This window comes from Aromatoleum sp. (assembly GCF_032027225.1).
Lineage (GTDB): Bacteria > Pseudomonadota > Gammaproteobacteria > Burkholderiales > Rhodocyclaceae > Aromatoleum.
Genome location: NZ_JAVSMM010000012.1, coordinates 131,241 through 149,393, shown reverse-complemented (window position 1 = coordinate 149,393; position 18,153 = coordinate 131,241). Strand labels below are relative to the sequence as shown.

Genomic DNA, 18,153 nt, shown 5'->3' with positions numbered 1-18,153 from the left:
CTTCGCCATGATCGAGCCGCCGCGCGAGACGATGCCGGTCATGCGGTTGGCGGTCATCGGCACGTAGCGCAAGAGCACGCCGGCGTGGATCGTGAAGTAGTCGACGCCCTGCTCGGCCTGCTCGATCAGCGTGTCGCGGAAGATCTCCCAGGTGAGTTCCTCGGCCTTGCCATTGACCTTTTCGAGCGCCTGGTAGATCGGCACCGTGCCGATCGGCACCGGGCTGTTGCGGATGATCCACTCGCGCGTCTCGTGGATGTTCTTGCCGGTCGACAGATCCATCACCGTGTCGCCGCCCCAGCGGATCGACCAGGTCATCTTGTCGACTTCCTCGGAGATCGACGAGCCGAGCGCCGAGTTGCCGATGTTGGCGTTGATCTTCACGAGGAAATTGCGACCGATGATCATCGGCTCGGACTCGGGGTGGTTGATGTTGTTCGGGATGATCGCGCGCCCGCGCGCGACTTCGCTGCGCACGAACTCGGGCGTGATCTCGGCCGGGATAGCCGCGCCGAACGACTGGCCCGGATGCTGGCGGGTCAGAAGCTTCGCCATCTTCTCGCCGGTCGGGCCGGTGGCGCGCAGCGACTCGACGTAGGCCGCGCGGTTCATGTTCTCGCGGATCGCGATGTATTCCATCTCGGGCGTGATGATGCCGCGGCGGGCGTAGTGCATCTGGCTGACATTGGCGCCGGCCTTCGCACGGCGCGGATGGCGGTGCAGGCCGGGGAAGCGCAGCTCGTCGAGGCTCTGGTCGGCGGCCCGCTGGCGGCCGAATTCGGACGAGAGATCAGCCAACACTTCGGTGTCGCCGCGCTCCTCGATCCACTGCTGGCGCAGCGCGGGCAGGCCCGAGCGGATGTCGATCTTGGCGTTCGGGTCGGTGTAGATCCCCGAGGTGTCGTAGACGAAGATCGGCGGGTTTTTCTCGCCTCCGAAGGCGGTCGGCGTGTCCGCTTGCGAGATCTCGCGCATCGGCACCTGGACGTCCGGGCGCGAGCCTTCGACGTAGATCTTGCGCGAGTTCGGCAGCGGCGCGATCGCCGCTTCGTCGACGTGCGCGTTCGCGGCGATGAATTTGTCACTGGCGTTCATGGTGTCTCCGTATTTGTCGGGGTGAGGGCCGCGGCGTGGGCGGCGCGTCGTTATGCGGACTGGCGGGGCCAGACGGCGTGGAAGTGATGAACCGGTCCGTGGCCTTGACCGACCGCGAGCACGCCCGAAGACGCGATCGCGCGCAGCAGGTAGCTTCTTGCGTCGCGGACTGCGGCCTCGACCGGGCGGAATGCAGCCAAATGAGCGCCGGCGCGCTGCGGCAGCAGGGCTGCGATCGCCGACGACAGCGTGCAGCCGGTGCCGTGCGTGTTCTTCGTGTCGATGCGCGGCGACGGCAGTTCGATCATGCGGTCGCCGTCGAACAGCAGGTCGACGACCTCGCTGCCGGGCAGGTGGCCGCCTTTCAGCAGCACCCAGCGTTCGGACGACAGCGGCAGCATTTCGCGCAGCCGCTCGGCAGCGCGATACATCTCCTTCACCGTCTCCGGCGGGCGCTGTTCGAGCAGTACGCCGGCTTCCGGCAGGTTCGGCGTGATCATGAAGCAGCGCGGCAAGAGCGCCTCGATCAGCATCGCGACCGCGCTCTTCGCGAGCAGGTGATCGCCGCTCTTCGCCACCATCACCGGGTCGCAGACGACGAACGGCGCGTCGAAATGCGCGAGCCGGTCGGCGACGGTCGCGACGATGTCGGCGGTGCCGAGCATGCCGAGCTTGACCGCGTGGAGCTTCACGTCGGCGAACAGCGTGTCGATCTGCAATCGCAGGAAGTCGACCGGCGGCGTATGCACGCCGGTGACGGCCTGTGTATTCTGCGCGGTCAGCGCGGCGATGACGCCGCAGCCGTACGCGCCGAGCGCGGAGAAGGTCTTGATGTCGGCGAGCACGCCGGCGCCGCCCGAGGGGTCGACGCCCGCGATCGATACGACGTTGGAGATCGCGCGGTTCATGCGCGGCGACCAGCGAGGCGGGAAGAGGGGAGATGCGGAAGACGGGTATGCATGAAGCGTTTCCCTACGCCGGTGCGAGCCGGATCAGGTTCAAAGGGTTTTTCTCAGCCTGGACGAGCGAGTCCGGGCACCCCCAACGAGGCGCCCACGTTACCGAACGATCACGGCGACGGCAAGCGTTTCTGCCGTCCGATCGTCGCCGTTCGTTTCCTCAAGCACTCAGGCCGGCGTCGCCGAGTCCGAGCAGCGCGGCGATGCCGAGCACCGCGAAAAGACTGGCCGCGACGCCGTGGATCAGGCGCACCGGCAGGCGATTCGCGACGCGGTCGCCGGCGATGACCGCCGGCACGTTCGCGATCATCATGCCGAACGTCGTGCCGGCGACGACCGCGACGTAGGCGCCGTACTGCGCCGCGAGCGCGACCGTCGCGATCTGCGTCTTGTCGCCCATCTCGGCGAGGAAGAACGCGACGATCGTCGTGCCGAGCACGCCGAACTTCGGTGCGCTGAGCTCGTCGTCGTCGATCTTGTCCGGGATCAGGATCCATACCGCCATCGCGAGGAAGGACAGGCCGAGCACCCAGCGCAGCACGTCGGGGCCGACGAGCGTCGTGATCCAGGTGCCGACGGCACCGGCGAACGCGTGGTTCGCGACCGTCGCGATCAGGATGCCGGCGATGATCGGCCACGGGCGGCGAAAGCGCGCCGCGAGCATGAACGCGAGCAGCTGCGTCTTGTCGCCGATTTCGGCGAGCGCGACGATGCCGGTGGACATCAGGAAAGGTTCGAAAGGCAGGCTCATCAAGGTTCTCCGGGCCGGCGGATGACCAATGACCGCACGACTCCCGGCCCGAAAAAGCGGAGTGCATGCGGTCAAAAGTCTCGCCAGGCTCGAAGGCTGGCCACGCCATGCCCGGACGGGCAAGTCTGTTGACGTGGTCCCCGCGAAAGGCTCGCGGGCGGCTACTCCCTAATGACGGCGTGCATTGTAACCTCGACTCGCGGTGGCCGGGAAGGGCGCGGGCGACTGCATGGCCGGGCCGCAGGACTAAAGATTCACGCTGCGGGGCCGAAGATGAAGTCATGTTTTCCGCTCCCCGTCGCTGATGAAACTCGTGCGCGCATCACTCGCGCTGCCGCTGATCGCGCTGCTGTCGCTCGCCGCGCCGGTGGCGGCCGTCGACAGCTGGGAGCCGGTCGTCAAGGACCGCGAGCGCCAGGTGGAGATCGACCGGTCGACCGTGATCCAGTCCGACAACGGCGCGAAGGTCGCGTGGGCGCGGATCGTGCTGTCGCCGGAACGCGCGGCGGCGGATGGTTATGCGGCGGTGAAGGCGCTCAATCGCTTCGATTGCTACAACCGCAGCTTTTTCACCGTCAAGCGGGTCTATCTCGATTCCCGGCACCTCGTCCTGCGCGAGGAGAGCGTGCTCGATCAGAGCCCGGTGCTCGCCGCGCGCAACAGCGTCGACGAGCGGCTGTGGCAGGAGGTGTGCCGTCCGCCGTCGGTCGCAGACCTGCAGAAGGTGGCGCTGCAGGCGGCCGCATCGGCCGCCGCGGTCGCGGAGCAGCCGAAGCCGGATGCGCGACCGGTTTCGATCTCCCGCGCGGCGGCCCCGTCGAACACCGCGCTGGCGGCGAACATCAGCCGCGAGGCGGGACGCGGAAGAGAAGCGCGTGAGCCGGTCCTGCGCGACGGGTCGGCCGGGCGGGAGTCCGGGCGGGATACGAACGGATCGGGGCGAGCCGACGACGTCGGAGCGCGCAGGCCGGGCGCGACCGAGCCGACGACGATGTTGCGCCCGGCGGGTGCGCCCCGGCCGACGGTGACGCCGACCGTCGGGAAATCGAACACGCCGGACGGGGCGCCGGGCCCGACGGATGCGATCGCCGCATTCGCCGAGGTCATCCCGGATCCGGCGCCCGGCGCAAGCACGGTTCGGGCGAAGCCTTCGCCGGCTGCGGCCGCGTCCGGAGCTTCCCCGTTGCCCGCTGCCGCTTCGTCGCCGAGCGAACGAACGGGAGGACGGTTTCCGACTACCCCGATCGTTGCCGCAGCGGTCACAGCCGAGCAGTGGAGCTACGACGGCGACACCGGCCCGGAGCATTGGGGCCGGCTGCGGCCGGAATGGAAGCTGTGCGCGGACGGCAAGCAGCAGTCGCCGATCGACGTCGCCGGCGGCATCGCGGTCGATCTCGAGCCGCCGCGCTTCGACTACCGGCCGACGCATTTCCGCATCACCGACACCGGTCGGACGCTGAAGGTCGACGTCGGCGCAGGCATGGGCGTCGAGATCCGCGGCCAGCGCTACGAACTCGAGCACCTGCAGTTTCACCGTCCGTCGGTCGAGCGCGTCGGCGGTCAGGCGTCCGCGATGACGGTGCACTTTCATCACCGCGCCGCCGACGGGCGGATCGCGATCGTCGCGGTCCTGCTCGAACGCGGCGAGATGCCGCATCCGCTCGTGCAGACGCTGTGGAATAGCCTGCCGCTCGAGCGCGGCGGACATTACATGCCCGCGTCGGCGACGATCGACCCCGCGACGCTGATCCCCGCCGATGCGTCCCACTACCTCTACCTCGGCTCGCTCGTGACGCCACCCTGCACCGAGGGGGTCACGTGGGTCGTGATGAAATCGGCGCTGACGCTTTCCGACGACCAGCTCGCGATCTTCGGGCGCCTCTATCCGCGCAACGCCCGCCCGCTGCAGCCGCGCAACGGACGGATCGTGCTCGAATCGCGCTAGTCGCGCTCGTCGGAACGGCGGCGACGGCGTCCCGACCGTCCGGCCGTATTCGATTGTCGTGCCGGAGGGGGGCGCGCGAACGATCGCCTGCGATTGCGCAGTGATCTGCCGGCTTTCGGGTAATACCTTGATCACGGTCTTTTCGCCGCTCGGGTCGGGGGAATATCATCCGCCCGCGTCGTCCCGGTATTCGCCCAGGGGCGAAGAATCGAACGGGAGGAGGATTCATGTCGGAGGGAGCGGGAGCGCGCAGCGGCATCGTCGCGGCGCGGGGAGCGGCCCCGGGCGTCGCAGGCGACGGACTCGAGGAGCGGCGCGCGCGCCCCGATTTGCTGCGAGTCGAAGTCAACTGGGACGGCGAACGGGTCACCGACGCGGCGCTCGTCCGCGCGCCGGTTCCAGAAGCGCGACAGCTCGTCGGACTGACCGTCGACGAGGCGCTGCAGCGCGTCGGCCGTCTCGACGGCGCGAGCCCGCAGATGCAGGAGATCGCCGCGACCGCCGCGCTGGCGGCTGCAGGCGCGGTCGGCGTGACGCGCCAGGAGGCCTGGGCCGAGGAGCGCGCGATCGCGGCCGAGACTGCACAGACCCACCTGTCGCGGCTGATGCTCGACTGGCCCGCGCTGTTCGGACACGTGCCGCGACGCGAGCGGTTCGACGTCCTCTACCGCCGGCTGTTCCAGGTCGGCAACACGCGCAGCGCGTTCGATCTGGGCGGTGAGATCCTCGATCTCGTCGCGGTCGAACTGCTCGGCGGTTTCTTCCGCGCGACCCGCGAACCGACGGCGCTGCGCGAGTTCGTCGACCGTGCCCGGCGTGGCGGGACCATCGGCGCCGCGCTCGCCGATCTGATCGAGATGGGCTCGTCGACGTCCGAACCGGAATCGGTGCCGCTGATGCCGGTGCTGACTGCCGAAGCCTGGCGCCATGAGCTCGCGGGCGTCCCGTCCGCCGAGTTTTGCGCGGCGCCCACCTTGTACGGCAAGACCTTCGAAACCGGCGTCCTCGCCCGCCACGCCGACTCGATGCTCGTGCGCATCCTGCTCGGCAACGGCCACCGCATTGCCGCCCGGCTTTTCGCGCGCGTCATCGACCTCTCGGATTGCGCCAGCAGGCTGCGTCACCCGCTCGCGGACGACATGCCGAAGCTCGTCGATGTGTCGGGGGATGGCGCCGGCTTTGGACTCGCGTGGGTCGAGACGGCGCGCGGGCAGCTGATGCACGTGCTGCGGCTCGACGGCGAGCGCATCGCGGACTACGCGGTGGTCGGGCCGACCCAGTGGAATTTCAACCGCGATGGCGCGTTCGCGTTCGAAGGAAAGCGCTGGAGTGCGCCGACGCTCCGTGCCGCGCTGCTACGCTGCAACGCGCTCGTCCTCGCGCTGGATCCGGGCAGCGAGTTCGAGATCGCGGTGAAAGAGCCGTCGGCGCAGTAAAGCGTCGCGCGATCCGCTGTTTCGTCCGGGCTTCGCCCGGGCCCGTCGGGAGAGCGGGCGAAGCCTGGGCGCGGTCGCCGGTTCGCTCCTGCAGACCCCGTGCTGGCTGTCTGCCGATCATCGCAACCGCAAGTCCCGGCGCGCACCCTTACTTCGGCGCGGCAGCGGGCGCGGCCGGAGCGGCCTTGCGCGCGTTGGCGCGCTGTTTCGCGAGCTCGATCAGCGGCGGGTACGGTCCGAAACGGTGCTGGTCGGCGGGCGCGCCGTCGACATACGGCGGAAAGGCCGCGTCGACCGGCTTGTTCCAGCGCGCGGGAAAGTCGTTCTCCAGCCCGGCCTTCTGCGGCCGCGGCTTCGACAGCACGTAGGCGGCGACGTCGAAGGCTTCTTCGTCGCTCAGCACCGGTGCCCGGAACGTCGTCCCCTGCGGCATGTTGTGCTTCACAAAGCGCGCGGCGGTCAGCAGCCGGTTCATCCCGGCGCCGTCGTTGAACGTGTCGTCACCCCACAAAGGCGGGAAAACATAGCCTTGCGCGTCGCCGACGGCACCGCGGCGTACCCCGTGGCCATCGACGCCGTGACAGGACGCGCACGTCTTCGCGTAGAGCGCCTCACCGGCTTGCAGGTCGGCGCGTCGGTCGGGAACCTTCGTCGGCTTCGTTCCCGCACCTTCGATTTCGGCGCCGACCGGCACGCCGCGCGACAGGTAATGGATGTAGGTCACGAAGGCCTTCATCTCGAGGGATCCGAGCGGCAGCGCGCGGCCGTTCATGCTGCGCTCCATGCAGCCGTTGACGCGCTCCTCGACGGTGCTGACGGCATCTTCGCGCGAGCGGTACTGCGGAAAGGTCGAGCTGACGCCGACCCACGGCATCGCGAACGGCTTCGTCGCGTTCTCCTGATGACAGGAGGTGCACGCGAGGTTGTTTCCGGAGAAACGCATCGACCGGTCCTCGACTTCCGGGCCGATGACCGCGTGAGTCCGCATCGTCAACTCGTGACCGTAGCGCAGCAGATCGCCGTAGGCGCCGGCGGGGAAATTCTCGACCGCGGGGGCAGGCCGTTCGAGCAGGCTGACTACGGCTTTTCCCTCGGCAAGCGCGTGCGCAGTCGCGAGCGCGGCGGCGCACGCGAGCGTGATTCCCTTCTTTCTCATTTCGTCTCCTCTTGGGTGAGTAAATCTATTTATTCTTATGTACGCCACTCTAATGGCCTCGGCATCGCCCGCGCAATACTGCGAAAACGGGGGTAGATCCGGCCCCCGGGGAAGATGCGACAGAGGAAAAGGGGGCCGGATTTCAGCGTGCGGGGATGCAGCAGAGGGGCGGGCGTAATGGGCCGGGCGGGTGGGGCGAGCGTCCCGAGCGGACAGCCCCGGGCGGGTGGGGCTGAGCGCGCGGGACGAAGCGCGTGGAACGAAGCGGGCCGGACGAAGCGGGCCGGACGAAGCGGGCGACCGGAGCGAGCCAACGGGACGGTTGTGGGGGCTGGGCTGGGCTGGCCCCCCGCGAACGGCTGGGCGGACGACGGCTGCAGACGTCGCGGTCCGGGCGTTAGCGGGGGGGAGAGCGGCCGGCCAAGCCGGGGTCTCGCTCTTCGACGACCTCGGTGTGTACGAGCACCGCGGCGTTCCTCGGGCGGACGGGCAAACCGTTGGATTCGCGGTGGGCGCGCGTGAAGGCGGCGCCGAACAGCAGGATCAGCGACGAATAATTCACCCACAGCAGCAGCAGGACGAGCGAGCCGGCCGCGCCGTACGTCGACGCGGGCGCCGTCTCGGCAAGGTAGAGCGCGATCAGTGATCGTCCGAACGTGAACAACGCGGCAGTCACGAACGCGCCGAGCATCACGTCCCTCCAGCGCAGGATCACGTCGGGCAGCACGCGGAAGATCGTCGCGAACAGCAGCGTGATGACGGCGAGCGAGGTGATGGTCTCGACGCCGGTCAGCAGCGGGGCCGGCACCGGCAGCCACTCGCGCGCCCACGTGATGATCGCGTTCAGGATCACGCTGAGCAGCAGCGACACGAGCAGCACGAAGCCGATCGCGAGCACCACCGCGAGCGACAGCAGCCGCGCCTTGACCAGCAGATAGATGCTGCTGCGCGTCGGCTTCGCCATCACGCCCCAGATCGTGTTCAGCGAACGCTGCATCTGCGCGAACACGCCGGTCGCGCCGAAGAGCATCGCGCCGATGCCGACGAGCGTCGGCACGAGCCCGCTCGCCTCGATGCGGCTGCTCGCGACCGCGGTTTCGACCGCCTGGGCCGCCTCCGGCCCGATCGTCTGTTGCAGCTGGCGCGAGATCTCCCCGCGCGCCGCGTCCTCGCCGAGCACCGTGCCGACGATGCCGACGACGATGATGACGACCGGCGCGACCGAGAACACGGTGAAGAATGCGAGCGCCGCGGCGTGGATGAACGCGTCGCTGTCGAGCCAGTAAGCGACGGCCTTGCGCAGGACGCCGAACCAGTAGCCAAAGAACTTCTTCATGAACCCGTCCTCGATTGCGGCCGCGGCGAGTGAAGCATTTTTCGCTCCGTCGTGCCATGCGTACGCATTCTTTCACGCGGTTTTTCCATCTGCCAGCGCGGCCGCAATGGGAATGACATTTGCTGCGGACGCGCCGGCCGCCGGACGGTTCGGAGCGCCGACAGAAAAACCTGCAATCGAAGGAGCTGCGCTGATGAAAGCACTGTGCTGGCACGGCAAGAAGGACGTCCGCTACGACGACGTCCCCGACCCTCGCATCGAGGAGCCTCGCGATGCGATCGTCAAGGTCACGAGCTGCGCGATCTGCGGCTCCGACCTGCATCTGTACGACGGATTCATGATGGGGATGGAGTCCGGCGACATCCTCGGCCACGAGTTCATGGGCGAGGTCGTCGAGGTCGGCGCCGCGGACCATCGGCTCAAGGTCGGTGATCGTGTGGTCGTGCCGTTCACGATCTGTTGCGGCGAATGCGAGCAGTGCCGGCGCGGCAATTTCTCGGTCTGCGAGCGCAGCAACCGCAACAAGGGGCTCGCCGACAAGATGTTCGGCCACGCGACCGCGGGGCTTTTCGGCTACACGCACCTGACCGGCGGCTACGCAGGCGGCCAGGCCGAGTACGTGCGCGTGCCGTTTGCCGACGTCGCGCCGGTCAAGATCACGAACGGGCTGACCGACGACCAGGTGCTGTTCCTCGGCGACATCCTGCCGACCGGCTGGCAAGCGGCCGTGCAGTGCGACATCCAGCCGACCGACACGGTCGCGATCTGGGGCGCGGGGCCGGTCGGGCAGTTCGCAATCCGCGCCGCGGTTCTGCTCGGCGCGAAACAGGTCGTCGTGATCGACAACGTCCCGGAGCGCCTCGGCATGGCCGAGGCGGGCGGGGCGACGACGATCAATTTCGACCACGAAAGCGTCGTCGAGCGGCTCAACGATTTGACCGCCGGCAAGGGGCCGGAGAAATGCATCGACGCGGTCGGCATGGAGGCGCACGCGACGCGCTCGCTCGACTCGCTGTACGACCGCGCGAAGCAGGCGATCATGCTCGAAACCGACCGGCCGCACGTGCTGCGCGAAATGATCTACGTCTGTCGCCCGGCCGGCACGCTGTCGGTGCCGGGCGTCTATGGCGGGCTGATCGACAAGCTGCCGTTCGGTGCGCTGATGAACAAGGGGCTGACGCTGCGCACCGGCCAGACGCACGTCAATCGCTGGACGGACGACCTCTTGCGCCGCATCGAGGAAGGGCAGCTCGACCCGTCCTTCGTCATCACGCACACCGTCGCGCTCGAGGACGGACCCGAGATGTACAAGACGTTCCGCGACAAGAAGGACGGTTGCATCAAGGTCGTGCTGAAGCCATAGGAGAGCGACGATGAATGCCTACAGGCCTGCAACCAACGCTGCGCGGCGCCATCGGGCGATTCGCGCTACCGCGCGCGGCATCGGCTGGCTCAGCATCGGCGTCGGCGTCGCCGAATTGCTGATGCCGCGCACGCTCGCCGGGGCCGCCGGCTTGCGCGGGCGGGAAGGGATCGTGCGCGCGTGTGGCGTGCGCGAGATCGTCACCGGCATCGGCATCCTCGCAGTGCGGCGTCCCGGACCGTGGATGTGGGCGCGCGTCGCCGGCGATGCGCTCGACTTCGCGACGGTCGGATCGCGCGTCGGGCGACGCGGCAACGGCAGTCTCGCGCTCGCGGCGATCGCCGGCGCGGCGGTGCTCGACGCCGGTTGCGCGAGCGCGATCGACCGTATCGAGCGCCGCGGCAAGCCGCCGATGCGCAACTACAGCGACCGGCGCGGCCTGCCGCTGCCGCCCACCGCGATGCGCGGGGCCGCGCTGAAGGACTTCGAGATGCCGGCCGACATGGCGACGCCGGCGCTGCTCGCGCCGTGGCCGCCGACCGCGCTGAGTCCCTGATGCCGCATTGCAGCGGGTAAGGGGAGTGCCGCCCGGTCCGTCGGGCCTTCGCGCGGGCGAGACCCGCTGCGATTCGCATCCTTTTTCCTCCCCCGCGGGAATCCCCGCCCTGTCCACGCTGGCCCCCGAAGCAAGTGAAGCGCGTCACATCGGCGCAGTGCGCCACTTCATCGGGCCGCAAATCCTCCGCACCTAATCTGTGATCGCACGTCCGGCCGAGCCGGCAACGTGCGATTCACAGACCCGCATATCCGGGCCTATCCCCGGCGCTCCGCGCCCCGGCGGACCGGATCCCTGCTTCGCGTGCAGAGGTGCGCCATGAAATGCCGTAAGAATGTCCGCAAACTGATCGAGGCGTTCAACGCCGCGGCCGATCCGTCCAACACCGAGCTTGCCCGCTTCCGCGATGCAGTCGTCGCGCTGAAGGCGGCGCCCAGCGAGCTCGCGCCGCCGCACGCGCAGGCGAGCCGCTACGACGACTTCGTCTACATCCACGAGCAGTCGATGGCCGGGCATCCACCCGCGGACCCCGGTCCCCATCCCGGCCACAAGGGCCCGCTGTTTTTTCCCTGGCATAGGGAGTTCCTGCGACAGTTCGAAAATGCACTGCGCGGCGTCGCCGGGGATCCCTCGATCTGCCTGCCGTACTGGGACTTCTCGCGCGATCAGGCACCGGCCGATCCCGGCTATCCCTTCATCGACGATTTCCTCGGCGGTGACGGGACGGGCGCGGGTGACGCGGTGGAGACCGGGCCGTTCGCGTTCGCGAACGGGTGGACGCTGACGCTGGGCTCGAGCGATCGGTTGCAGCGGAACTTCGGCGGCAGCACGCCGTCGCTGCCGACGTCGGCCGCCGTGACCGGCGCGCTCGCCGAAAGCACCTACGACAGCCCGTCCTACGACTGGAACGTGGCCGGCGCGGACAGCTTCCGCAACCTCGTCGAAGGCTGGGTCGGGCCGCAGGGCGGGCCCAACATGCACAATCGGGTGCACGTCTGGATCGGCGGTTCGATGCTGCCGGCGACCTCGCCGAACGACCCGGTGTTCTTCCTGAACCACGCGAAGGAAGACGAGCTGTGGGCGGTGTGGATGCAGAAGTACCCGGCGGTGCCGCATTACCTGCCGAATGACGGCTACGCGATCCCGGCCGGACAGCATCACCTGAAGCGGTTGAGCGACACGATGGAGAGCCTCGGCGAATACTTCGGCGCCGGCACGCTGGAACGTCCGATCGACCTGCTCGACCACAAGGCGATCACCTGGTACGACACCGACCTGCCGGATGTCACGCTCGAATCCGGCCCCGCGGTCGCGTTCAACGACACGCCGGCGGGCCTCACCGTCGCGAAGCACATCCGCTTCCGCGTGCAGTCGTGTCGCCCGGTGTATTTCACGATCACCGGCGCGCCGACCGGCAACTTCTCGCTCGTCGGCGGGCCGGACTTCCCGGTGACGCCGCAGGAGGCGAACGACTTCGAGATCCTCGAGATCGAAGTGCGTTTCCTCGGCGTCGGCCCCGACGTGCAGGTCAGCGCGGTCGACATCCAGGCCTACGTGATCGACGAGGAAGGCTATTACGCCGCCGCGCCGAACGACCCCTACGTGTTCGAGACCTACCACATCGAGCTCGTCGCCAACGACATCGTGACCAGCGACAGCTCCATCGTGCTCGTGCTCGACCGCTCGGGCAGCATGGCGTCGCCCGCGAACAGCGGCTTCACGCGCAGCGAGCTGTTGAAGAGCGCGGTCGGCGTCGTGCATGAGCTGATGAAGGACTCCGACGAGATCGGCATCGCACGCTTCGACCACGAAGCCGACGTGCTGCTGCCGATGACGCTGAAGTCAGCGGGACTCGGGACGACGCTCACCGGCCCCGGCCTCGACCCGCGCGGCGCGACCAGCATCGGCGGCGGCATCCTCGTCGGCAGCGGACTGATCAACGGCCCGACCGCGACGCACCCGAACAAGGCGATGATCGTGCTGACCGACGGCAACGAGAACTACGATCCGCTGATCGCCGCGCTGCCCGCCGGCACGATCAACCAGACGACCTTCGCGATCGGCTTCGGCCTGCCCGGCGACGTCAGCGATCCGGTCCTCGACCAGATTTCCGCGAACACCGGCGGCTACCTCCTCGTCACCGGTGACATGACCGACGACGACGAACGCTTCACGCTCGCGAAGTTCTTCATCCAGATCCTGAAGGACGCGACGCTGAACCAGCTCGTGCTCGATCCCGCAGGCCAGCTGTTGTGGAACGGCGTGCAGCAGGAGATCCCGTTCCAGGTCGCCGATTCGGACGTCTCGGTCGACGTCGTCGTGCTGAACCCGATCCCGTTCGCGCTCGACTTCCGGCTCATCACGCCGGCCGGCAAGGAGATCACGCCGGCGATGTCGGGGGTGGAGCCGAACGTGCGCTACCGCGTCGGCGAGGACGTCGCGTACTACCGGCTGATGCTGCCGGCGCTGCCCGGTGACCCGGGCGGATCGCATCGCGGCACGTGGCGCGCAGTGCTGCGCCTCGCGACGCCCGACGTGATCCTTGGCGGCGCGCAGACGCACGTCGCCGGCGAATCCGTGGTCTTCCGCGAGCGCCTGCGCCGCCTGCGCGAATTCGTCGCGAAGCCGGCTCCGTTCAACATGTCGGTGCACGCCTACTCCAACCTCACGATGCACGCGAACCTGCGCCAGGACGGCTACGCGCCGGGTGACACGATGCATCTGACCGCGAGCCTGCGGGAATACCAGGTGCCGCTCGAGAGCACCGCGACGGTGTGGGCGGACGTCGTCCAGCCCGACGGCAGCGGCGCGACGCTCGCGTTCGCCCGCTGGGTCGACGGCCACTATCACGCCGACTGGCCGACCTCGCTTCCGGGTGCGTACCGCTTCACGGTCCGCGCCGAAGGGCAGACCCGCAGCAACGCCCGCTTCACGCGCAGCAAGGTGGTCACGGGTGGCGTGTGGGCCGGCGGCGACCAGCCCTACGATCCGAAGACCGTTGGCGGAGACGGCCACGGTGGCGGTGGAGACGACGGGTACTGCCGGACCCTGTTGTGCCTGATCCGCCAGGTGCTGAAGTCGCCGCGGCTCATCGAGCGCTTCAAGGGGCTGGGCATCGACCTCGACGAACTGCTGCGTTGCCTAGAGGCGCAGTGCGGCAGGAAGGCGCCGCCGCATGAAGGTCCGCAGCGGGCGGGTGCGCCGGCACCCGACTGGCAGGCGATGATCGCCACGCCCGAGGCTGGGCGCCTGATCGGTACGCTGCTGTCGTCCGGGCTGTCGTCCCTCCAGCCGCTCGAAGCCGCGCCGACGCGCCCGGTCAAACGCACGCCGAAGCGCGAAGTCGGGGACGAGAACATGTTCGTGCGACCCGACGAGCCGGGCAGCGGGGATGGCGGCAAGCCTGACGGCGACCAGCCCGACGGCGACGCGCAGCGCTGAGCGCAGCGTGGGGGCGGGAGGGAGGCCCGTCCCCGTTTACGGCGCGCAACCCGGCGGCAACTGGAAGTAGAAGGCGAGGCCGGCGTTCACGAGCGGTCCGATCGTCGTGCACGTCGAGCCCGTATGGCGGATGAAGCCGACGGACTTCAGCGACTGCACGGTCGTGCCGGACAGCGCGGCGCAGGGCGGCGCGTCCGTGCCGCCCCCCGTTCCCGGGATCACGCAGCCCGGCACCGGCCGACCTTCGCGATCGACCACCGTGATCCCGCCATCCGCGTCGAACACCAGCGCGCCGACGGCGGTCGATGGCATCGTCTGCGCAGTTGCCGCCCCCGAGTACCGGGGACGATCCGTCCGGCCCTCCGCTGCGATCGCAACCACTGCAACCGCGGCCGTTACCCAGACCAGCGACCGCAGCGCCGTTCTTCCTGTCGTCTTCATCTCCGCTCTCCTGTTGGTGGCATCCCGCGGGCCAGTCGCGACCGGCGACGCGGCTGCCGGCTAGAAACGCAGGTTCGCCTGCAGCAGCACCGTGCGCTCCGGGTGGAACAGCGGCACGCGCGGGTTGCCGCTGAAATCGGTGTTCTGGAACGAGAAGCGGCGGTCGAACAGGTTGTAGACCGCGAGCGACAGCAGGAAACGGCGCCCCGGATGGACGTAGGACACGCGGGCGTTGCCGAGCCAGGCCGATTCGGAACGCGATTCGACGCCGCCGGTGCCGTCCGCGATCGCCGCGCGCTGCTTCACGTGCTGCGCTTCGAGCTGTGCCGCCACGCGCGGCGCGACGCGCGCCCACAGGCCGAGCGGGACGAGTTCGGTGCGCACGTGGAAGGGCAGCGACGGGGAATCGGCCGGGCCGCCGTCGAGGTGCAGGCGTTCGAAGTGCCACGCCGCCGAGAGCGCGACGCGCCGACCGAGCGGCCATTCGACATAGGCGCGATGCAGCCGCTCGTCCCAGTCGGCGCGGCAATCCGTCGGCCCGCAGCCGAGCCCCGGCACCGACAGCGTCCGCCGCGTCCATTCCAGCCCGGCGCCGCCGCCGTCGGCGAAGCGGTGGTCCAGGCCGACGCCCTTGCGCCGCCAGCGCGTGCCGTCGAGATCGTCGAAGACCTGGTTGAAGCCGGCGAATTGCGTCGGTTCCAGCGTCTGGTCGCGGTACTTCGGGCCTTTCACACCCTCGAGCGCGGCGACCCGCAGCGTCGTCGCCGGTCCGACGAGGAGACTCGCGCCGAGCTTGCCGCTCGTATGCGCGACCGACAGCGGGCGTTCCGCATCGAGCGCATCGTGAGCCACGCCGACATGCACGCGTGCGCGCGGATGCGGACGGACGTCGAGGTAGGCGAAAAGCGAGTCGTGCCGGGTCGTCGAGCGGGTCTCGGGCCCGAGCGGCGTGACCAGCGGCTCCGGGCCGAACAGGCAGCACAGGCCGAGCGTCGGACGCGTGCGCCTTTGCTGGTGATACGCCGCGCCGCCGAGCGTGAGGCCGTAGTCTTCGCCCCGCATGGCATACAACGCGCCGATGTCGCGCGCATCGACGCGCGTGCGCAGGTCGAAGTCTGCGCGCTCGAACGGAAACACGATGTCGCCCGCGAGCCGGTCGATGCTGCGCTCCTCCGCGTCCTGCGCGGCGGCGGACACGATGAATTCGCGCTCGACCCCGGGCGCGTGTCGCAGCGACACGCGCGCGAGGTCGCGTCTCACGCGATGATCGAGCCGCAGCGGCATCGCACCCGCGCCCGCAAGGAGCTGCTCGACGACGTCGCCGCCGCGCCGGTCGCTGGTGCCGACCTCGGCCAGCAGCATCGTCGCCGGCGTCGCCGCGAACTGCAGGCCGACGCGCGTGCCCGAAAGATCGATGTCGCGCCCCGCGCCGAGGCCGTCGCGGCGGTAATCGAAGTGCCCGAGCGACACCTGGGCGCGCTCCGACGAACGGGCCGCGAGCACGCTGCCGCCCCGGGTCGCCTGCGAGCCCGCGAGTGCGGTGGCGGCAAACTGCGACGGGCCGCGCTCGAAGAGTTCGGCCGCTTCCTCCGGCGCGAGCGCGCGCGGCGCATCGACCACCGGCAGGTCGGGAGCGAGGAATTGCGGCGCTACCGGCAGGCGGCCGATCGGCTCGCGCAGCTGCGTCTGCAGCAGTTCGCTGACGCGCGCGCTCTCGAAGCGGGGCAGCGCCGCGTACGCATCGGCGAGCCGGCGGTGTCCCGCCGGGCCGATCGGATCGTCTGCGAGCGCCGTGAGGGCGTCGGCGCGCAGCGATTGCGTGAATCCGACCGCCGCCTGCGCGGGGCCGAGGCTCGCACTGCGCGCCGCCCGGTCGGTGTCGAGCAGCAGCGGCGACCGGATCACCACGCGCCGGTCGTTGAGTTCGACCGCGCGGCGGCCATCGGCGAGCGCGCCGAGCGGATCGTTGTCGCGCAGGCGGCGGAAAGCGTCGAAGTACCACGGCGTCGGCGACGCGGGATCGAGCCGGCGAGCGAGATCGAACTCCTCGCCCGCGTGGGCCGCGCGGTCCTCCTCGACGTACAGGCGCCCGAGGTAGCTGCGCAGCTCCGCGTTGGCGGGGTCGAGCAGCACCGCGATCTCGACGTCGCGCCGCCCCTCGGCGAATTCCTGCGAGCGGATGCGCGCGAGCCCACGGCCGAAGTGGGCAAGCGGCTCGTCCGGATCGGCGGCGATGACGACGTCGAAGCGGGCGAGCGCGTCGCGCGTGCGGCCTTCTAGCAGGTGCGCGAAACCGAGTAGGGCCTGCGCGCGCGGCAGCGCGGGCGCCAGCGCCAGCGCGTGTTCGACCGACGCCCGGCCTTGCGCCGTCTGCGCCAGTGACAGCTCCAGTTCCCCGCGTCGGGCCCACGCGAAGGGGTTTTCCTCCGCCACCCGCGTCGCGTCGCGCGCCGCTTCGAGCGCCTGCTCCGGCTCGCCGCGCGCCTGCCGCGCGTAGCTCAGCGCAAGATACGCCGCCGCCGATCCCGCGTCCGTCGCGACGGCCTCGTCGGCCGCGGCCAGCGCTTCGTCCTGCTCGTTGCGGGCGACATGGATGATCGCTTCGAGGGCCGCCACGGCCGCATCGCGCGAGCGGTCGAGGCCTTGGTCGCGCGCGGCGTCGACCCGCCCGAGCGCAAGCAGCAGCGCAGCCCGAAGCGTGCCGACGCGAACCGCATCCTCGTCCGCCGTCGCGTCGGGAAGCACCGCCAGCGCCTGGGCGGGGCGGCCGGCCGCCATTTCCGTCTGGGCGCTCGTCACCGCCACGCGCGTCGCCGGCGCCATCGCCGCCAGCGCCTGCTCGCCGTGCCAGACGACCTGGGGGTAATGGATTGCCCAGCGGAGCGCGTCGAGCGGAAGGACCGAAATCCCCGCCGGTCTCTCGGCCCCCCGCGCGTCCGCGGCTTCGCCTCCGCGCAGCGACAACTCTCCGCCCGCATTGCGCGCCCGTACCGTGCCGGAGGCGACGACGATCTGCGCCCGGTCCGGCGTGCTGGAGACCGTGAATTCCGTCCCTTCGACCAGCGCATTGACGAAGGGCGTGTTGACGCCGAATCGCTTGCGCACCGGTGTGATGACGTGGATCACGCCGGCGGCCAGGCCGACCTCGGCGTCCGCTGCGCGGCCCGCGCGCAGCAGGTGGAGGGTCGAATTCTGGTCGAGGCGGACGAGGGTGTCGTCGTAGAGCACGACGGCTGCGCGGCCCGGCGACCTCACCGTGACGATGTCGCCTTCGCAGAGCTCGTGCGGCGGCGTGACGGCGATCCACTCGTCCTTCCCGGCGGCCCGGACCTCGACCCGCGCTTGCGCCGAAACCAGGCGCCCCGCCGGCACTTCGCAGGCGGCGAAGGCGTGGGCGGCCAGAAGGGCGGCAACAGCGATCGGGATCCGCAGCGCACAGCCGCCTCGCCAGCCCGGCCTACCTCGCATCGTCGAGTCCTTGTCGAGGAAGAGCGTCGAAACGCAACCTTGGCTCACTCTAGTCACCCAAGTTGGGCACTACAAGGACTGAAACACCGGCCGCATGTCCTTGTCTTCGCCGTCGCGGCTACCGACCCGGCCAATCCATGCAACCGTTCGCCCTCGATCTGTCGAAGAGCGTTGGGGGGCTTCGACGAGTTCGGTCGGGACGGTAT

At 69.6% G+C, this 18,153-nt stretch carries 12 protein-coding genes and 2 riboswitches; of the genes, 5 read left to right on the top strand and 7 right to left on the bottom strand.

Translation table 11 applies throughout. The annotated features are described in order from the left end of the window. The 3 genes from ROZ37_RS14245 to ROZ37_RS14235 all read right to left on the bottom strand — a co-directional run. A partial coding sequence (locus tag ROZ37_RS14245; RefSeq protein ID WP_312660251.1) for a phosphomethylpyrimidine synthase ThiC occupies positions 1-1,095 on the bottom strand: 1,095 nt, incomplete at its 3' end. 50 nt (positions 1,096-1,145) lie between these two features. After that, entirely contained in the window at positions 1,146-2,003 is an 858-nt protein-coding gene (gene thiD, locus ROZ37_RS14240) for a bifunctional hydroxymethylpyrimidine kinase/phosphomethylpyrimidine kinase (protein ID WP_312660250.1), read from the bottom strand. A gap of 44 nt (positions 2,004-2,047) precedes the next feature. After that, a riboswitch (TPP riboswitch) is annotated at positions 2,048-2,148 on the bottom strand. A 66-nt stretch (positions 2,149-2,214) separates the two neighbouring features. Further along, the gene (locus ROZ37_RS14235; RefSeq protein WP_312660249.1) at positions 2,215-2,805 is read right to left on the bottom strand and encodes a TMEM165/GDT1 family protein; all 591 of its coding nucleotides are present in this window, start codon (positions 2,803-2,805) and stop codon (positions 2,215-2,217) included. Positions 2,806-2,812: 7 nt separating this feature from the next. Continuing rightward, a riboswitch (yybP-ykoY riboswitch) is annotated at positions 2,813-2,987 on the bottom strand. Positions 2,988-3,109: 122 nt separating this feature from the next. Here ROZ37_RS14235 and ROZ37_RS14230 point away from each other — a divergent pair. Then, positions 3,110-4,750: a surface-adhesin E family protein gene (locus tag ROZ37_RS14230; RefSeq protein WP_312660247.1), complete on the top strand. Its 1,641-nt coding sequence runs from the start codon at positions 3,110-3,112 to the stop codon at positions 4,748-4,750. Positions 4,751-4,977: 227 nt separating this feature from the next. Next, complete coding sequence (locus ROZ37_RS14225; RefSeq protein WP_312660246.1) at positions 4,978-6,186, top strand: hypothetical protein; 1,209 nt, start codon at positions 4,978-4,980, stop codon at positions 6,184-6,186. Between the two features lie 148 nt (positions 6,187-6,334). Here the strand turns inward: ROZ37_RS14225 and ROZ37_RS14220 are convergent, their stop codons facing one another. Next, positions 6,335-7,342, bottom strand: a complete 1,008-nt coding sequence (locus tag ROZ37_RS14220; RefSeq protein WP_312660245.1) for a c-type cytochrome — start codon at positions 7,340-7,342, stop codon at positions 6,335-6,337. 397 nt (positions 7,343-7,739) lie between these two features. Then, positions 7,740-8,678, bottom strand: a complete 939-nt coding sequence (locus ROZ37_RS14215; RefSeq protein ID WP_312660244.1) for a YihY/virulence factor BrkB family protein — start codon at positions 8,676-8,678, stop codon at positions 7,740-7,742. 193 nt (positions 8,679-8,871) lie between these two features. Here ROZ37_RS14215 and ROZ37_RS14210 point away from each other — a divergent pair, with 193 nt between their 5' ends. The 3 genes from ROZ37_RS14210 to ROZ37_RS14200 all read left to right on the top strand — a co-directional run bounded on the left by ROZ37_RS14210 (position 8,872) and on the right by ROZ37_RS14200 (position 14,038). Further along, positions 8,872-10,041, top strand: coding sequence for a zinc-dependent alcohol dehydrogenase (locus ROZ37_RS14210; RefSeq protein WP_312660243.1), 1,170 nt, complete (start codon positions 8,872-8,874; stop codon positions 10,039-10,041). 10 nt (positions 10,042-10,051) lie between these two features. Next, entirely contained in the window at positions 10,052-10,597 is a 546-nt protein-coding gene (locus ROZ37_RS14205) for a hypothetical protein (RefSeq protein WP_312660242.1), read from the top strand. 318 nt (positions 10,598-10,915) lie between these two features. Continuing rightward, complete coding sequence (locus ROZ37_RS14200; protein ID WP_312660240.1) at positions 10,916-14,038, top strand: tyrosinase family protein; 3,123 nt, start codon at positions 10,916-10,918, stop codon at positions 14,036-14,038. A gap of 36 nt (positions 14,039-14,074) precedes the next feature. On the opposite strand, the gene ROZ37_RS14195 is transcribed toward ROZ37_RS14200, so the two are convergent. After that, positions 14,075-14,479: a hypothetical protein gene (locus ROZ37_RS14195; RefSeq protein ID WP_312660238.1), complete on the bottom strand. Its 405-nt coding sequence runs from the start codon at positions 14,477-14,479 to the stop codon at positions 14,075-14,077. 60 nt (positions 14,480-14,539) lie between these two features. Beyond that, a complete protein-coding gene (locus ROZ37_RS14190) occupies positions 14,540-17,995 on the bottom strand; it encodes a FecR domain-containing protein (protein ID WP_312660236.1) in 3,456 nt (1,151 codons plus the stop codon). Positions 17,996-18,153 lie beyond the last annotated feature (158 nt).

Bases quoted from the DNA above. Each gene is read 5' to 3' on its own strand.
- thiD (WP_312660250.1), bottom strand. From the start codon at position 2,003: ATGAACCGCGCGATCTCCAACGTCGTATCGATCGCGGGCGTCGACCCC.
- ROZ37_RS14235 (WP_312660249.1), bottom strand. From the start codon at position 2,805: ATGAGCCTGCCTTTCGAACCTTTCCTGATGTCCACCGGCATCGTCGCG.
- ROZ37_RS14230 (WP_312660247.1), top strand. From the start codon at position 3,110: ATGAAACTCGTGCGCGCATCACTCGCGCTGCCGCTGATCGCGCTGCTG.
- ROZ37_RS14225 (WP_312660246.1), top strand. From the start codon at position 4,978: ATGTCGGAGGGAGCGGGAGCGCGCAGCGGCATCGTCGCGGCGCGGGGA.
- ROZ37_RS14220 (WP_312660245.1), bottom strand. From the start codon at position 7,342: ATGAGAAAGAAGGGAATCACGCTCGCGTGCGCCGCCGCGCTCGCGACT.
- ROZ37_RS14215 (WP_312660244.1), bottom strand. From the start codon at position 8,678: ATGAAGAAGTTCTTTGGCTACTGGTTCGGCGTCCTGCGCAAGGCCGTC.
- ROZ37_RS14210 (WP_312660243.1), top strand. From the start codon at position 8,872: ATGAAAGCACTGTGCTGGCACGGCAAGAAGGACGTCCGCTACGACGAC.
- ROZ37_RS14205 (WP_312660242.1), top strand. From the start codon at position 10,052: ATGAATGCCTACAGGCCTGCAACCAACGCTGCGCGGCGCCATCGGGCG.
- ROZ37_RS14200 (WP_312660240.1), top strand. From the start codon at position 10,916: ATGAAATGCCGTAAGAATGTCCGCAAACTGATCGAGGCGTTCAACGCC.
- ROZ37_RS14195 (WP_312660238.1), bottom strand. From the start codon at position 14,479: ATGAAGACGACAGGAAGAACGGCGCTGCGGTCGCTGGTCTGGGTAACG.